13 protein-coding genes are annotated in these 14430 nt (G+C 63.5%); 6 read left to right on the top strand and 7 right to left on the bottom strand.

What is annotated here, in order from left to right:
• The first annotated feature begins 102 nt into the window (after positions 1 to 102).
• Positions 103 to 642, top strand: coding sequence for a hypothetical protein (locus tag ACIQ1T_RS04290; protein ID WP_395943294.1), 540 nt, complete (start codon positions 103 to 105; stop codon positions 640 to 642).
• Between the two features lie 258 nt (positions 643 to 900).
• On the opposite strand, the gene ACIQ1T_RS04295 is transcribed toward ACIQ1T_RS04290, so the two are convergent.
• Positions 901 to 1185 (bottom strand): helix-turn-helix transcriptional regulator, encoded by a 285-nt coding sequence (locus ACIQ1T_RS04295; RefSeq protein ID WP_395943295.1) that lies wholly within the window; start codon positions 1183 to 1185, stop codon positions 901 to 903.
• Between the two features lie 85 nt (positions 1186 to 1270).
• Positions 1271 to 2473, bottom strand: a complete 1203-nt coding sequence (locus ACIQ1T_RS04300) for a DUF3800 domain-containing protein (RefSeq protein WP_395943296.1) — start codon at positions 2471 to 2473, stop codon at positions 1271 to 1273.
• Between the two features lie 107 nt (positions 2474 to 2580).
• On the opposite strand from ACIQ1T_RS04300, the gene ACIQ1T_RS04305 reads away from it, so the two are divergent.
• From ACIQ1T_RS04305 to ACIQ1T_RS04325, 5 genes are all read left to right on the top strand, one after another.
• Entirely contained in the window at positions 2581 to 3030 is a 450-nt protein-coding gene (locus tag ACIQ1T_RS04305; RefSeq protein WP_395943297.1) for a hypothetical protein, read from the top strand.
• 236 nt (positions 3031 to 3266) lie between these two features.
• Positions 3267 to 5270: a ParB/RepB/Spo0J family partition protein gene (locus ACIQ1T_RS04310; RefSeq protein ID WP_395943298.1), complete on the top strand. Its 2004-nt coding sequence runs from the start codon at positions 3267 to 3269 to the stop codon at positions 5268 to 5270.
• 177 nt (positions 5271 to 5447) lie between these two features.
• Entirely contained in the window at positions 5448 to 6353 is a 906-nt protein-coding gene (locus tag ACIQ1T_RS04315) for a HEPN domain-containing protein (RefSeq protein WP_395943299.1), read from the top strand.
• A 196-nt stretch (positions 6354 to 6549) separates the two neighbouring features.
• Positions 6550 to 7086, top strand: a complete 537-nt coding sequence (locus ACIQ1T_RS04320) for a hypothetical protein (RefSeq protein WP_395943300.1) — start codon at positions 6550 to 6552, stop codon at positions 7084 to 7086.
• A 4-nt stretch (positions 7087 to 7090) separates the two neighbouring features.
• Complete coding sequence (locus ACIQ1T_RS04325; RefSeq protein WP_395943301.1) at positions 7091 to 8293, top strand: DNA phosphorothioation-associated DGQHR protein 1; 1203 nt, start codon at positions 7091 to 7093, stop codon at positions 8291 to 8293.
• A gap of 27 nt (positions 8294 to 8320) precedes the next feature.
• On the opposite strand, the gene ACIQ1T_RS04330 is transcribed toward ACIQ1T_RS04325, so the two are convergent.
• The 5 genes from ACIQ1T_RS04330 to dndB form a co-directional block, all read right to left on the bottom strand.
• Entirely contained in the window at positions 8321 to 9292 is a 972-nt protein-coding gene (locus tag ACIQ1T_RS04330) for a winged helix-turn-helix domain-containing protein (RefSeq protein ID WP_395943302.1), read from the bottom strand.
• 72 nt (positions 9293 to 9364) lie between these two features.
• On the bottom strand, positions 9365 to 9751 hold the full coding sequence (gene dndE, locus ACIQ1T_RS04335; RefSeq protein WP_395943303.1) for a DNA sulfur modification protein DndE: 387 nt from the start codon (positions 9749 to 9751) through the stop codon (positions 9365 to 9367).
• On the bottom strand, positions 9751 to 11751 hold the full coding sequence (dndD, locus tag ACIQ1T_RS04340; RefSeq protein ID WP_395943304.1) for a DNA sulfur modification protein DndD: 2001 nt from the start codon (positions 11749 to 11751) through the stop codon (positions 9751 to 9753). The genes dndE and dndD overlap by 1 nt, the downstream gene beginning before the upstream one ends.
• Entirely contained in the window at positions 11748 to 13310 is a 1563-nt protein-coding gene (dndC, locus tag ACIQ1T_RS04345) for a DNA phosphorothioation system sulfurtransferase DndC (RefSeq protein WP_395943305.1), read from the bottom strand. The genes dndD and dndC overlap by 4 nt, the downstream gene beginning before the upstream one ends.
• Positions 13294 to 14385: a DNA sulfur modification protein DndB gene (dndB, locus tag ACIQ1T_RS04350; RefSeq protein ID WP_395943306.1), complete on the bottom strand. Its 1092-nt coding sequence runs from the start codon at positions 14383 to 14385 to the stop codon at positions 13294 to 13296. The genes dndC and dndB overlap by 17 nt, the downstream gene beginning before the upstream one ends.
• Positions 14386 to 14430 lie beyond the last annotated feature (45 nt).

Below are 14430 nucleotides of genomic sequence, written 5' to 3' on the forward strand. Positions count from 1 at the left end.
AAGGACATGATCGACGCGCGGGATAAGGCCGCCGCCACCAAGCGCGCGGCCGTGCGTCCGGGACTGCGCAAGTGGTCACCGGACCTGCTTGGACTGTAGGCTATGGCCGGGCCGTATTTTCCGCCGCTGGAGGTCGCGGGGCAGATGCTCGCTTTCGACCATCTCGAGCCCTTCGAGCTGGAGATGGCCACCCAGTCGCGTCCCAACGGCGTGAAGATCGATGTCCGGTTCAGCAACCACTGCTTCAGTGAGGCTTTCGACGCCGCCCAGCACGACAAAATGGCGGTGACCGTCTGGGATGGCCCAAGGCAGCGCGTCTTCTGTCCGATCCGCTACGGCCTGTCGCAGGCGCTGCCACACATCCTCAAGGGCCTGCCGACGGCGCACGTCTACCAGACACCGGAGGCTAACTTCCTGCGTATCGGCGTGCGCAACGACGGCGGAGCAGGGGACTACAGGGTCTTCTTCCGGGTCAAGCGCGGCACCGGCTCCGGCGTCGATCTCAAGCTCTTCGTGGAAAGCGCCTACAGCCCCGAGCCGGCGCAGGCGCTCGCCATCGCACACATGAGCAAGGTTCGCTTCGCCGTGCTGATCGACAAGACGCTGAAGGGCGAGAAGCTTAAGTTTCACCGGAAAAGATAAGGGCGCCCGGAGGCGCCCTTATCAGAAGTCACTCGGTAGCCGCTTCCGGGATCGAAATCCCTATCTCGCTCACGCGTGGACCTCCGAAGAGGCGGGTGAGGCTGTTTCAACCGATCTGGCCTCGGGACGACATATAGCTCGCGGGGGTGAAGAAATCAACGATCAGCCCTGGACGCCTCTGTCTCGGCGTCCGTGGTTCCGCCATCTCCGGATGAAGCAATCTATGACCAGTTCGCCGCTTCGGAAGCGAGGCGCGGCTTACAGGTGCGGTCGGGAAGCGCCCGGCCCGTCGTGGACGGGGCGTGATCGGCGCAGGCGCACATCCGGAGCCTTGGCCGGCGTTACGGGAGTGCGGCGGCGTTTCTCCAGCCAGGTCTGCACCTCCGACAGATCCCAGACCACGCATCGCGGCGTCAGCCGGAAGCGTTTTGGAAATTCACCGCGCTGCTCCATCTCCCAGATGGTGCTGTCGGCCAGCGGCACCATCTGGCGCAGTTCCGGCTTCTTGATCGTTCGCGGCAGGGGCGAATGGGTCTGTCCCATGGAGCATCTCCTTGTTCCGGCCGATTCGAACCGAAAGATGCTGGAGGGTGAACACGCAGGCCTGCGGTGGCAGGCTTACGTGTCCTCAGCGCCGGTTTCTAAGGCGCTGGCCGACGGAACTCGCTCGTTTGAAGGCCTGGAAGTAGACCTTGGCCATGCCCTTGAGGGGATCGACTCCCAATGCCGCGCGGCCCGCAAGGTGACGCAGGACGAACATATTGGCTTGTTTCTCGACTGCGGTCATCTGCGAGTCCCCCGCCGTCTCCGGCAGGATGTGATCCTGATGCAGATGGCGGTCGAGGTCGGCCTTGAGAGGCTGAAGTTCCGCAGGCGGATTGCGGCCATAGAGCTGCGCGGCGAGGCCGGCGATCAGGTCGGCGATTTGAAGCGTCGGATTGTCATGCGACTGGCCGAACCGGATTGGCCCGGCGAGATTTAGTCTGGCGCTGACCACCCGGTTACCGCCATGCAGAGGGAATTCTTCATCGCGGCCGATGAAGCCGTCGAAGGTCGAGGCGATGCCCTGCAGCGGCTTGGACTCGTCGCATAGCACCTCCAACTGCTGGTGCTTCGGACCGAAGCCATTGACGAGGAGCGACATGAGCGCGGTCGAGGTCAGGTCCAGAACCCATTTGCCGAAATCGGCGTCGTCCTTCAGGTGCTGGGTGCGCGCCTTGATCCGCTCGGAATAGCCCCGCGCGAACCGCAACACCTCGCCCAGGACCCGCGCATCCGCCGGCGCCTCTCCCGTCGCGGCGAAAACAGCGGGGGCGTCGGCGGGATCGAAGCTCCTCATGAACTTCTCAAGCTGAAGAGCGAGATCCTCTGCCGGTCCACCGGCGGTCGCGATGCTTCGATAGACGGCTCCCGCGACCAGCCGATGAAGGCCGTGACGGTAGAAAAGCATGCTGTTGTCCTCGAGCACGGGCTCCATGAGGTACTCGAAGACCTTGCCCGCGAACGCCAGACGCTTGTCCGTGACAAGGAAGCTGTAACGGCCATCCATCCGAGAAAGCACATGGCGGGCGATCTCGGGCCAGTCCCCCCGCCTCTTGAGTCCGGACGCCTTTAGTTCGGCCGCCTGGATGACCGGCTTGCGACCGTCGCGGATCTCCGCGATCAGTTGATCGGCTTCCTGGACGGACAGTTCGACCGCCGAATAGGCGAAGACCGGCTGGTCGTCCCGGAGCAGGTTGGGCCCGGTGAAGCCGGACTCATCGAAAGATATCAGCGTTGGGGATGACAGGGCGTGGTCCTCGAAATTCGCGCCGCCGATTTCCGCCCTCAAGCGGAGGCGAGGGCCTCAATATCCGAGTGAAGCCGTGCTTTGGCCGGAAGTCGAGACCGTGTCATGCCTTCGGACCCGTCGGGCCGTCGATGGCGAGAGGACGAGACATGACGATCACCTTCGACGCCGATGATGTCGCCTATTTCGATGAGGTCTACGGGCGCAGGTTCGAAGCAATTTCGCCGAAACGGCTCGAGGTCGAGTTTCGCGATGGTGAAGCGGCGCGCCCCAACGACTGCCATGCCAACGCTGTACGCTGGGCGGCGCAGACGCCGGACGCAATCCCGGTCTACGGCTGGTTGATCGAGGGGCAGGACGCGTTCCAACTCCGCATCGTCGCCCATTCCGTCATTGCAAATGGGCGCGGACAACTGATCGATGTGACGCCGATGCCGATACCTTCGCCTCGCTTCATCCCTCACTGCGGGACAGGCGACGCCTTCTTTAGTCTCCTTCCTCGTTGCAACACCGTGTCGTGGCCAGTGATCGATACGCTCACGTTCATGACGGTCGACTTTGACGACGGAACGCACGGTCCGGCGGGCGTCCAGGGCTAAGGGCTCCGCCCTCGCGCGGGCCAGGGTGAAGCGGCTTCGCCGCCGGACCGGCCGGTCTCCCCGGCCTTCCGCGCCGGGCAAGGTCCTCAAGGTCGTCATCAGGGTCAGGCTTGTGCAGGTCGGGCGATCCCCCTCCGGCCGGTCCGCCCTGGCCCTTGCTACCCCGGTCTCGCCGACGGGCAGGGTTTCAGGCGCGCAGTTCGCGTGCCTGCAACCCATGCCCAAAGGAGGCAGACATGACTGCTCAATCCATCCAAACCGCCGCGACCGAGGTGGCCACTTCCGCGCATGGCGCGGAGATCACTGTGCCGCTCAATCGGCTCAAGGCCTCGCCGAAGAACGCGAGGAAGACGCCGCACAGCCCCGCGAGCATCGAGGCCTTCGCGGCCTCCATCAAGGCCAAGGGGGTGTTGCAGCCGCCCGTGGTCGAGATCGAGCGGGACGGGGAGGGCGTCCCGACCGGGAACTACCTCGTCACCATCGGCGAAGGGCGCCGTCAGGGGCTTCGGCTGCTGGCCAAGCGCAAGGCGATTAAGCGCACCCATCCGGTGCGTGTCATCGTGGACGCCGAGAACGACGCGCACGAGATCAGCCTCGACGAGAACATGACCCGCGAGGCCATGCATCCCGCCGATCAGTTCGAGGCCTTCCAGCGGTTGGCGTCGGAGAAGGGCTATGGCCCAGAGGAGATCGGCGCCCGGTTCGGGGTGTCGGCCCATGTCGTGCGTCAACGGCTGCGGCTGGGATCGGCGGCTCCCGAGCTGATGGCGGCCTACCGGGCGGGCGATCTAGCGCTGGACCAACTGACGGCCTTCTGCGTCAGCGAGGATCAGGACCGGCAGCGGCAGGTGCTGGAGCAGACCGGGCCGTACACGCCCGCCTACGCCATCCGCCGGGCCATGACCGAGGCCAAGGTCCGGGCCGACGACCGTCGCGCGGTCTTCGTCGGCTTGGAGGCCTATTCCAAGGCGCGCGGGTCGGTCCTGCGCGACCTGTTCACCGAGGACGGCGGCGGCTGGCTAGAAGACGTGGTCCTGCTCGACCGGCTGGTCAGCGAGAAGCTGGCCGGGCTGGCCGACGAGGCGCGCGAGCGGGAGGGCTGGAAGTGGGCGGAGCCTGCCCTGGACTATCCGGACGTCTCGGCCTTAGGGCGGGTCTATCCGGTGGCCGTGGAGCGGTCGGAGGCGGACGCCGCCGAGATCACGGCCCTGTCGGAGGAATATGACCGGATCGTCTCCGAGGCGGGCGCGGAGGGACTGTCGCCCGAAGCGGATATGCGGTTGGAGGAGATCGACAAGGCCTTGCAAGCCTTCGGCCCGGACTTCGACTACCCCGCCGACGCCAAGGCGCGGGCAGGGGTGATGGTGATGCTCGGTCATGACGGGCTCGCCCGCTTCGAACGCGGGCTGGTCCGGGCCGAGGACGCCGTCGCGCCGACGCCGGAGGAGGAGGGGGTCGATAACGACGATGGAGACGCTGACGCCGGGAGGGACGGGAGCGCGCCGGGGCCGGAAGAGGTCGGAAGCGCCCTGTCGGACCGGCTGGTCATCGACCTCACGGCCCACAAGACCATGGGCCTGCGCGACGCGGTGCAGGCCGATGTCAGTGCGGCGCTGGCGACCGTCGTTCATGCTCTCGCCCTGCAGGTCTTCTACCCCGGCTATGGCCTGTGGACGCCGTTGCAGCTTCGCCTCTCCATCACGGGCTTGGAACGGCTGGCGCCGGGCGTGGAGGACGGGCCTGCGGGTCGCCGGGTTCGCGACCGGTGCGAGGCGTGGGGCGCGCGTCTGCCCGAGCGGGCCGAGGACCTGTGGAGTGTGGTGTTCGGTTTGCCGCCCTCCGCACAACTGGACCTGATGGCCTGTTGCGCGGGCGTCGGCGTCTACGCGGTGCGTGACCCGCATGACCGGCGGCCCGGCGCTCTGGCTCAGGCCGAAGCGCTGGCGACGGTTGTCGGCCTCGACATGACCGCGACGTGGTCGGCCACGGCGGCCAGCTACTTCACGCGCGTACCCAAGACGCGGGTGCTGGAAGCGGTGACGGAGGCCGTCAACGCGGAGGAAGCGGGCCGGATCGCCGGGTTGAAAAAGGGCGAGATGGCCGAGGCGGCGGAACGGCTGGTGGAGGGAAAGGGCTGGTTGCCCTCGGTCCTGCGCACTGTGTCGGATGCGGCGGAGCCGGAGGAGCAGGGCGCCGAAGCGATCCGCGACGACGACGCCTACGCGTTCGCGGCTGAATAGCACTTCGTGTTCAAAACTCGCCGCGCGCCCTTTGGGGCGCACGGCTTTTTGTCGGCCGCCGCCGCTCGGCGGCGAAGACCTCGAGCGCGCGGGCGAAGCGCGCGCGGGGAGGTGGACAAGGACGCCCGAGGCGTATTCAGCCTTGCCGTGTGCGACCGTATCGCGGAGACTCCAGCCATGAAGAAAAGCCTCGATCACCTGCCGCTGCGCAAACAGGCCGAACTCCGCCAAGTGGTCGAGACCGTGCGCGCGGCGTTCGAGGAAGCGATCTCGACCCGACGCGCCGCGCGGCTCAAGAACGGCAAGATCCTCAAAATCATCCTGTACGGAAGCTATGCGCGCGGCGACTGGGTGCACGATCCCGTCGGGCGCTACTTCTCGGATTTCGACCTCCTGATCGTGGTCGATCATGAAGACCTGACCGACGGCGAATTTTGGCACGAGGCCGAGAACCGCACCATGCCGGTCGGGCCCGACATCCGCACCCCCGTCAGCCTCATCGTCCATTCCCTTGACGACGTGAACGAGCAACTGGATCGGGGACGATACTTCTTCGCCGACATCGTGCGCGAAGGCGTGCTGCTCTACGACACGCCGGGCGCCAAGCTGCACAAGCCGGCGGACCTCAAGGCGCGGGTCGCGCTGGAGGAGGCCGAGCGGCACTATGAGAAGTGGATGACTACCGCGATTGGAGCGCAGGAGATTGCTCGGTCTTCGATCCAGACGCAGCCGAACTGGGCAGCGTTCATGCTCCACCAGACAGCCGAGCACCTTTATCACGCGGTGCTACTGGTCGTGACGCTCTACAGCGGCAAGGCCCACAATCTCGCCTTCCTGCGCAAGAAGGCGGAGGCTATCGATTTCCGCCTTGCGGAAGCATGGCCCCGCGAGACCAAGTTCGAACGCCGCTGTTTCGAGCTGCTGCGCGAGGCCTACGTAAAGGCGCGCTATTCCGAGCACTATAAGATCAGTGGCGAGGAGCTGGCTTGGCTATCGGAGCGCGTGAACATACTGCGCGCGCTGGCGGACGACGTCTGCAAGGCGCGGCTCGCGAATTTGCTCGCGGCGGCGAAAGAAGAATAGCGACCCCTCAGAAGGCGACGCCCTTTTCGCTTCGATCCGCCGCTGAGACTTGCCTACGCGCGCGCCGAGACCGCGGGCGAAAAGCCTTGGTTCCATAGTCGGCGAAGTCCGGCGCCTGAACGGACAACCCATGCGGGTTGTCGGCCCGAGCCCGTTGCTGCATAGCTTGAATGAATAAGTTATCGAGAGATCAACCTTGACCGACCCGGTCGTCGCGCCCTCTTCGCCCAGTAATCTCGCCATCCTCTGGGAGGAGTTGAAGCGACGAACCTCGCGCCCGGCCGGTGAACTGGTGTTCTGGTCCTACTTCCTCGCCGGAATCGTGATCTTGGGTGGGTTCGGGATTCTGCTGGAGGCCGGCCGCGCGGGTCTCGCGGCTGAAGCCGACCGCGACTGGAGCAATCTCTACACAGCGATGCTCACCTATTCCCCCGCCATCGCCGGACCGGCTCTTCTGCAGATGCTCTATGAGGCCAAGCAGAACCGTCGCGTCACAGCCTTTGTGGTCATTGCCGGAACCATCACCGCCGCCTTGGTGATCGCCCTCTTTATCTTCGGCGCTTTCTGGGGCGGTTACGCTTGGACCGTGGCTGCGCTCGCCTGTGTCGGCGCGGCCTGGCTCTGGTGGGTCGCTAATGCAGACAATGCCAACCTTCATGACGAGCCGGACGCCCCATTGGGCGGTTCGCCGACGGCCCCTCTGTCGGGCGGGTATGGCAACTTCAAGGTCTGAGAGAATGTACCCCTTCAAAACCAAGGCGCTTCGGGTCGAACAGCCGCTCGGCGAGTTCTACGTGGCGATCATACCGGCGCACATCCTGATCGACGTGGCGTTCAGCGACCGGCTCCGCGCCCGGATCGAGGATGAAGAGATCGGCTACTCCGTGAGCGGGACCCAGCGCGAAAAGCAGTCCAGTCGCAGGACCCAAATCTCTGACTACATCAACCGCAGTGACGCCGCGTTTCCGAACTCGATCATCCTTGCCGCCAACTACGATGAAGCAACGGGTGTCATTCGCGGGCAGGACACTGAGGAAGGTGGACGCGACGACGCGGTGTGGTCAGTCGTCGAGCTCGACGAGGGTTGCTTCGAGCTGACGATCCCCACCGCCGAAAAACTCGCCGGCATCATTGATGGGCAGCATCGGCTGGACGGTTTTCAGCAGGCGTCTACTCAGGGACGGCGAGACATGGAGCTCATCTGTTCGGTCTTCATGGCCCTGCCGAAGCCCTATCAGGCCCAGCTTTTCGCCACGATCAATTCCACCCAGAAGCCGGTCGACAAGAGCCTGACCTATGAGATGTTCGGCTACAACATCTCGGACGAGCCGGTCGAACGATGGACGCCGGACAAGCTCGCGGTCTACCTCACCCGGCGGCTGAACACCCTTGACGGCTCGCCCCTGCAGGGGCGGATCGTGGTTGCTCCCAAGCGCGACAGCGCCCTAAAGGCGCTGGCGGAGCGTCGGGACTGGCAGGTCTCGACGGCCACCGTGGTGGAGGGAATACTGAGGCTCATCTCCTCCAATCCCAAGCGCGACGCCAATCTGATGCTGACGCCCCCGCTCAAGACCCGTTCAGCCCTGCGCGACGGGTCGAGAGACCGGTCTCCCATGCGCGAGGTGTTCATTGCCGGCCAGGACGCGCTGCTTTACGCGACTGTGCTCAACTACCTCAAGGTTTGCGATACGCTGTTCTGGAGCGAGGCGCGACCCGGCTCCTTCATCGTCAAGACCGTCGGGGTGCAGGCCCTGTTCGACATCCTGCGCAAGCTCACTCTCGAGGCCGCCTCCGAAGGCGATGTGAGCGAGGCGTTTTTCGCTCGGAGGCTCGAGCCGGCGGGCGGTATCGATTTCTCCAGCCTTGAGTTTCAGAACGCCTCGGGCACGGGCCGGTCGATCATCCGCCGGGCGATTGAAGGGGCCGTGGGAGGGTTGTGACGTTTAAAGAGCGTGATCAATGAGCTCTCAACTTTGGTCGTCATCTAGTCGGCAGGATTCGGCGGCCTTCTCCAGAAAATCCTCCCGCAGATGCTCAAGCAGAGGTTCGGCTTGCTCCACCAGCGCCTGCAGTTTTTCAAAGCCTATGAACTTGCACATGTCGGCGATGGTCGGCGTGAAACGGGAGAAGGTGGGGCGATTGATCTCTTGGAAAACCTTGCTCCGTCGGTCGCCGGGTGCGACCAGATAGAGCTTGATGGCAATATTTGGCTGCATCGCGGCCAAGTCCGACATACGCAGTAGACCCGAGTACACCGAAGTGGTGCTCTCGATTTCGAAGGCGGCCACGATCGACTTATCTCGCATCCAGATCACGTCGATCAGCTCGATGGTTCGGTGTGTCGCGCGATCAAACGTGCGCGGTAGCTCCTCGAGCATACCGGGCATGGCCCCTAGCTTGACGCCTTTGCACTTCCGAGATCGATCATTACGCGCAACCCATACGTTCAGGCCGAGGCGCTCGCCTAGGCGCAGCAGCAAGTGTTGAATCTCGGTGTGAAGAGTCGCCTCATCCTGAGCAAGCTTCTCGCCTCCTGCACCTTCGTCCGGAACAGTGACGACACCCATTTGAGCGTCGACGAAGCGACCACTGGTCTCGCTGCGCTTTATAAAGGCGGCGAATGCCGGATAACCCATGAGCAGGTTGAGATCGATCCGACTCGGATTAGTCGCCAAGAGCGCTTTGCCTGCCGGGGTAATCTTCAGGTAGCCCCGCTTGGGAAGATCTACCAATCCAGCTTGCCGAAGATAAACCCGCGCCCAACTAGCCCGGTCGAAGAAGCGTGTCTTCGTCCCTGTTCTGAGCATTTCCGATTGCTCGGCGACGGACAGCCGAAACTCCTTTGCAAGAAGGCTCGCGGCGTCCTTCATTGAGATCTGCCCTTTGCTAACCACCCTCAGAAGTGGCAGCATCAGGTCGTACTTTATTGGCAATGCCATGCAGGGATCTCCCTCTGCGAAGCTTAGAGCCCGTGAAGGCGGAGCTCAACTTCCAAGAGTGATCGTGGCGGATTAGGCGGCGTGCTGTTTCGGCATTGTCGCCAAGCCTTCGATCGATCTTATGGCGCGATTGGCAGCAAGATAACCTAGACCGCGATGCAGGTGGAGGCGGAATTGTTCCTGCAGGTTGCTGTCATTGAGCTCGTATCCATCCTGCTTCAGGCGCTGCTTCAAGAGGGCAAGATACAGCTCATGATGAGCGCCTCCGAAGACTCGCCAAGCGATCTCGACAGCGGGCTCGCCCTTGAAGAGACGCATAGGCGGACGCGTCTTTTCAGCCAGTGACGCGCAGAAGGCCCAGCGGCAAAGGACGTTCCATGTGTCGACGCCGGTGTGCCTCTTCAGCCGGATAAGCTGCTCGCGGCCCTGCTCGTCGATGCGCACGGTTTCGATCGCCATTACGCAGCCTCCGAGACGCTCTTGCCGACGACGAACTGGTACCCCGGCGAAACCTCGCTGTCAGACCCAGCCGTCTGTGTGATTGTGAAGCTGCGGCTGAGGTGAGGCTTAAGCTTCTCGTAAAGAGCTTCGTCCACCTCTTCGTCTGTTGATAGCAGGATGACCTGATCGCCCGCGTACGGAAAATAACGCTGTACGAGCCGGTCTCGGTGACGGCTGTCGAGGCGCCCGAGAGGAGTGTCGATCACCGTCGGAGCGGCCTGGTCCGAGGCCTTGGCCAGCGCCCAGAGGAGGGACACGGCCAAGAGCTGGCGCTCCCCGGCAGACAGTTGGTCTGGCGACAAGGTTTGCCAAGAGCTGTCCTTAAGCTGGATCTCGAAGGTGTCGGGATCAATCGAGACATCGACGATGAGATCACTCTTCCTGAGCAACTCGTTTAATCCGCCTAAGATTAGCTTCTCCAGGCGATGGACGTGGTGAGACACAACCTCTCTCTTGAAGGACGCGAGGGTTTGACGGGCCCGGGCGGAGTGGCGAAGAATACGCTCGGCGTCTTCGGTCGCAAGACTTTGGCGCACGTGCGCGTCGAGCGTTGATTGATATCGTGCCCGCTCCGCAGCCAGGTCCCGCTCAATCTGACTATAGGTTTCCATCGAGGCGTCCAACGCGGCCTCAGCGTCGGCTGCCTCTCGCTCGCGACGCACAACGTCAGCGATCAGCGGGGCGATGGACTCCGGCGCCGGGATCGCGGCCAGCCGACGCTCAACACTCTCGAGGTCGACTTCCAGATCGGCGTGGCGGCTGACAAGCGCATCCCGCTGGCTGACTGCTTCGGAGAGTTCGCCTTCATGCAGCGCCTCAAGACCAAGGCGCGCACCAGGCGAGAGCTGAAGCTCAACACCATGGTCGGCCAGATCGGCCAGCTTCATCCGATCGAGATCTAGAAACGCCTCCACACGGGTCGTCAGGCCAGGGTGAGGGATCTCGCTCAACACCTCCAGCAGACGCCTGTCCCGCTCGACGACGTAGTCAAGCACCTGGGCCGAGACGGCCGCCTCGGCTTCCCGAGCCGACGTGCGACGGACCTCGTCGAGAAGATCGGTCACCAGTAGAAGCGGGGCGACGCCGCCCACCCATTGGCGGATCTCGCGTTGCTGCGCTTCCAACGCGAGATCCGCCTGGATCTTTTGTGTCGCCAGCACCTCGCGCGAGGCGAACAGGTCGCCGCCCTGAGATTTGAGATCGAACTGTGCCCGATCCAGTTGATGAGCGGCGCGGTCGCGTTTGGTTCGGGCGGAGGTCGTCTCGACGAAGACGGCTTCAAGCCGTCTCGACAGGTCTGCGACTCGGGCCTCAGCCGCATTCAACTCGCTCTTCGCCTCGCCCTTGGCCTGCCCCGCCAGCTTGCGCCGTTCCAGGACTTCCAGATCGAGCTCCAGCTTCTCGACAATGTCCAAGCCTAGCAGAGCCTTAATGGCGACTGAGATTATCTCAGAAGACCGCCGAAGGTCCGCGAACTGCTCGATCTTCTCCCCGTCGAAGAAGAATAGCGGTGCAATGCGTGGAGGAAGCATTTCCTCCACGAACTCCGCCCATTGCGAGGTGAGGACCGGGTCGAACTGATCGTCCAAAAGCGCCTCGAAGACCTCCTTCAGCTGACCTTTCTGAACCGACCAGGACCGGATCAAGCGGTAGCGACGTTCCTGGCCTTCTACCGTGCGGCGGAACGCGACCTGCACCTGGGCGCCGTCGGCCGGGGCCGCGTTCCGATTGATCGCGGATCTGAGATAGGCTTCATAGCCGCTGGCCCCGCGGAAGCCAGCCTGGCTCAGCCGCCCGTAAAGGGCGAGCTGCAGGCCCTCAAGAAACGTCGTCTTGCCCGCGCCGTTCTGGGCGCCGATCAAGACGATGGGCTGGCTGGGGTCAGGCGTCGACAGATCGAAAACTTGGCGACCCCGGTACACGCCGAAATCGTGGAGGATGAGCTCGTCAAGGATCATGCCGATCGCTCCGGGTCATTGGCCGGTCGCTCCGCGAGCACGCGATGGACGGCGTCAGCCGCCGACTGGAAGTCGTCGTCGGTCTTCACGTCCTCCATGAGGCCGCCGAGGGTTCGACGTCGAAGGGCCCGGCTCGCCGCGTCCTCCGCATCATCGTAAAAGCCGCGTCGGAACGCATCCTCGAGCCGATCAAACAACTTGGCCCGCCGTGACGCCGTCCGGTAGCTGCGCTCGACCTCGAGCAGTTCGCGCATCAGCTCGAAATGTACGGGATCGTCATGGGTCACGCGCTTCAGAAGGTTCATTTCGGGAGCCCCGAACGGCTGGGCGTCGTCCAGCTTCGGCGCCTCCATGTCCCGGCCCGTCACTGCCTTGTGGATGCCCGGCAGATTGTCTTCGATCTCGTATTTCTCGACGACCCAAATCCGACGGATTTCCGCCAGCTCCTCCGGCTTAATGAGTTCTATCCCCTTCACCTCGGGCGGAGCCTTGGGATGATTGCGCACCACCTCCTGAGCCCGGAGAAGGCGCCGCATCCAATCCTCACGCGTCGCCTGAGTGTACGGCCCGGGGATGACCCGCTCGGACTGATTGATCAGCTGGACCGACCCACCCATGCGCCGGAAGTCGCGCTTGTCATGGTCGGGCTCGTCCAAGGCGTTACGAAGTTCGAGAAGCGGAGCCATCCACTCCTTCTCCTCGTCGTTCTGGATCATGGCCGCCATCGACCGATCCTTGTCGACCAGCGTGCAGACCCAGCAACCGAACCGGCTGTCGCCGCAGCTCGGCGTCGATGTGTCGAGGACGATCGGACATTCCGCGTCCTGAGTCGCGCCCTGATACATCGTCAGGAGCGCCTTGTTGTCGTAGCCCCAAGGGTTCTTCGCCTGCATCAGGAAGAGCCAGACGTCATCGTTCGACCAGCCGCCGATCGGCGCATAGATGAAGGCGTTGGGCAGTGAACTGTGCGAGCTCAGATCCGGTCGGACCTCCCCCTCGTCATTGGCGTTCATCCGGGCCGCGCGCGCCGTGCTCTCCGCCTTGCGCGTGCCGAGGACCACGATGGCCTCGCCATTCTGTTTGACGACGCTCGAGATGAAGGCGTCCGCCGGCTTGATCTTCATCCGCTCCGTGCACCAGCGGAATTTGGGCCGGGGGGAGGGGTAGCCGCGTCCGATCAGGTTGACCCAGAAAGTATTTTTCACATCGGGCGTCAGCTTGTGCGGATAGATCGGCAGACCCATCCGCTTGGCCGCTTCGCCCATGACCTCGTGGGAACGATCAACCCATGCAGCGACCACAGGGTTCTCGACCAAGGTATCCGTTGAGATCACATGCACCGGCTTGCGGGCGACCTTCGCCGGAAGTTGAGCGATCGCCAGCCAAACCAACTGCAGAACGGCGGTGGAATCCTTGCCGCCGCTGTAGCCCACCACCCACGGGATCTGATCGGCGAGATATGTGTCCTGAACCTTGGCGATCAGAGCGGCGATCGTTGCATTGAAGCCGGCTTCCGAGAACGCTGAGCGGCGCGGCGTGGGTCTAAGAATTTCGGTCATAGTCGCCTCGAATGAAAGCGTCCTCGACGCGCTGTTCGTCCGCTGAAAGCGGCAGTGCGAGGCGTGTCTTGATATAGTTGGCCGTGAGGATGACGTTGGTGGTCGCCTTGGAAAGGCGACCACCAACCACCGCCCGGCCGGCCCAGCTCGGATTGCTGCGGGACCAATCGATTTCGGAGAGCCCTTTCAGTCGCGCAGACCAGGCCTCGTCCGCTTTGACCAGAGCGCTGCCGACCCGCCCGATTGCGTGCAGCACCACCCCATGCGAGTGGATGAGATCCTGCCGGACCTCGCTGGCCGCCAGACGGCCGCGTCGGACCTGCTCCCACTCGGGAAGTTGCTCGGCCGTCGTGGACCAGAACCGGGTCGCCAAAGCCAGCTTGTCGTCCACCTGCCAAGCCGAGCACTCGCTCAAGAGGGCGGTCGTCGCCTGATAGAGGGCGCTGAAGGTGAAGAGCCTCCGCGATCGCAACGAGAGGGTGCTCCGCTCCATCTCGACGAGATCCCGGAATGGCAGAGCCTGATGGATCAGTAGGCGGACGAGCTCGGCGCCCTGGTCGCGATGGTCGTAGAGGATCGAAATCGAGGTCGACGGCCGGATCGCATAGCGGTTCAGGTCGGCAAACATCTGCTGCGACCGCTTCAGGCCGATGTCGCTGAAGAAGACGACGGCGATGCTCTCGTCTCCCAGCTTGGGGTTCTCTTTCAGGGCTGCCTCGATGGCCGCCCGGCGATGCTGTCCGTCATTGATAATGAACTGGCCAGACATTGGAATTCGCAGCACGCCCAAACTCGCATTGGTATGCGAGGCGGGTTGAAACGACAGGTCAGCATCGACCGACGCCGTCAGGGCGGAAAAGACATATCCGCCCGCATTGTCTGTGATGTAGCGAGCGATCTCGGGCACGCGGGCTTTGTTCAGGGTGCGCTGAGCTCGCAGTTCGGCCGTTAGCTCTTCCTCATCGAACAGGAAGATTTTCGGAATGAGCCGCAGCGGGCACATCGAGACGTAATACTCCCGGCCGGCCTGAACGCCTCGGATCGCCGGGAAGACATAGTGGAAGGGATCATCCATCACGGCCTGTGATCCGTGATTGCAAACTGTTTGTCAAACGAGATA

This window comes from Brevundimonas sp. (assembly GCF_044336875.1).
Lineage (GTDB): Bacteria > Pseudomonadota > Alphaproteobacteria > Caulobacterales > Caulobacteraceae > Brevundimonas.

Excerpts from the sequence above, each read along its gene's own strand:
- ACIQ1T_RS04305 (WP_395943297.1), top strand. The coding sequence starts at position 2,581 with ATGACGATCACCTTCGACGCCGATGATGTCGCCTATTTCGATGAGGTC.
- dndB (WP_395943306.1), bottom strand. The coding sequence starts at position 14,385 with ATGGATGATCCCTTCCACTATGTCTTCCCGGCGATCCGAGGCGTTCAG.
- dndE (WP_395943303.1), bottom strand. The coding sequence starts at position 9,751 with ATGGCGATCGAAACCGTGCGCATCGACGAGCAGGGCCGCGAGCAGCTT.
- ACIQ1T_RS04330 (WP_395943302.1), bottom strand. The coding sequence starts at position 9,292 with ATGGCATTGCCAATAAAGTACGACCTGATGCTGCCACTTCTGAGGGTG.
- dndD (WP_395943304.1), bottom strand. The coding sequence starts at position 11,751 with ATGATCCTTGACGAGCTCATCCTCCACGATTTCGGCGTGTACCGGGGT.
- ACIQ1T_RS04315 (WP_395943299.1), top strand. The coding sequence starts at position 5,448 with ATGAAGAAAAGCCTCGATCACCTGCCGCTGCGCAAACAGGCCGAACTC.
- dndC (WP_395943305.1), bottom strand. The coding sequence starts at position 13,310 with ATGACCGAAATTCTTAGACCCACGCCGCGCCGCTCAGCGTTCTCGGAA.
- ACIQ1T_RS04325 (WP_395943301.1), top strand. The coding sequence starts at position 7,091 with ATGTACCCCTTCAAAACCAAGGCGCTTCGGGTCGAACAGCCGCTCGGC.
- ACIQ1T_RS04295 (WP_395943295.1), bottom strand. The coding sequence starts at position 1,185 with ATGGGACAGACCCATTCGCCCCTGCCGCGAACGATCAAGAAGCCGGAA.
- ACIQ1T_RS04310 (WP_395943298.1), top strand. The coding sequence starts at position 3,267 with ATGACTGCTCAATCCATCCAAACCGCCGCGACCGAGGTGGCCACTTCC.
- ACIQ1T_RS04290 (WP_395943294.1), top strand. The coding sequence starts at position 103 with ATGGCCGGGCCGTATTTTCCGCCGCTGGAGGTCGCGGGGCAGATGCTC.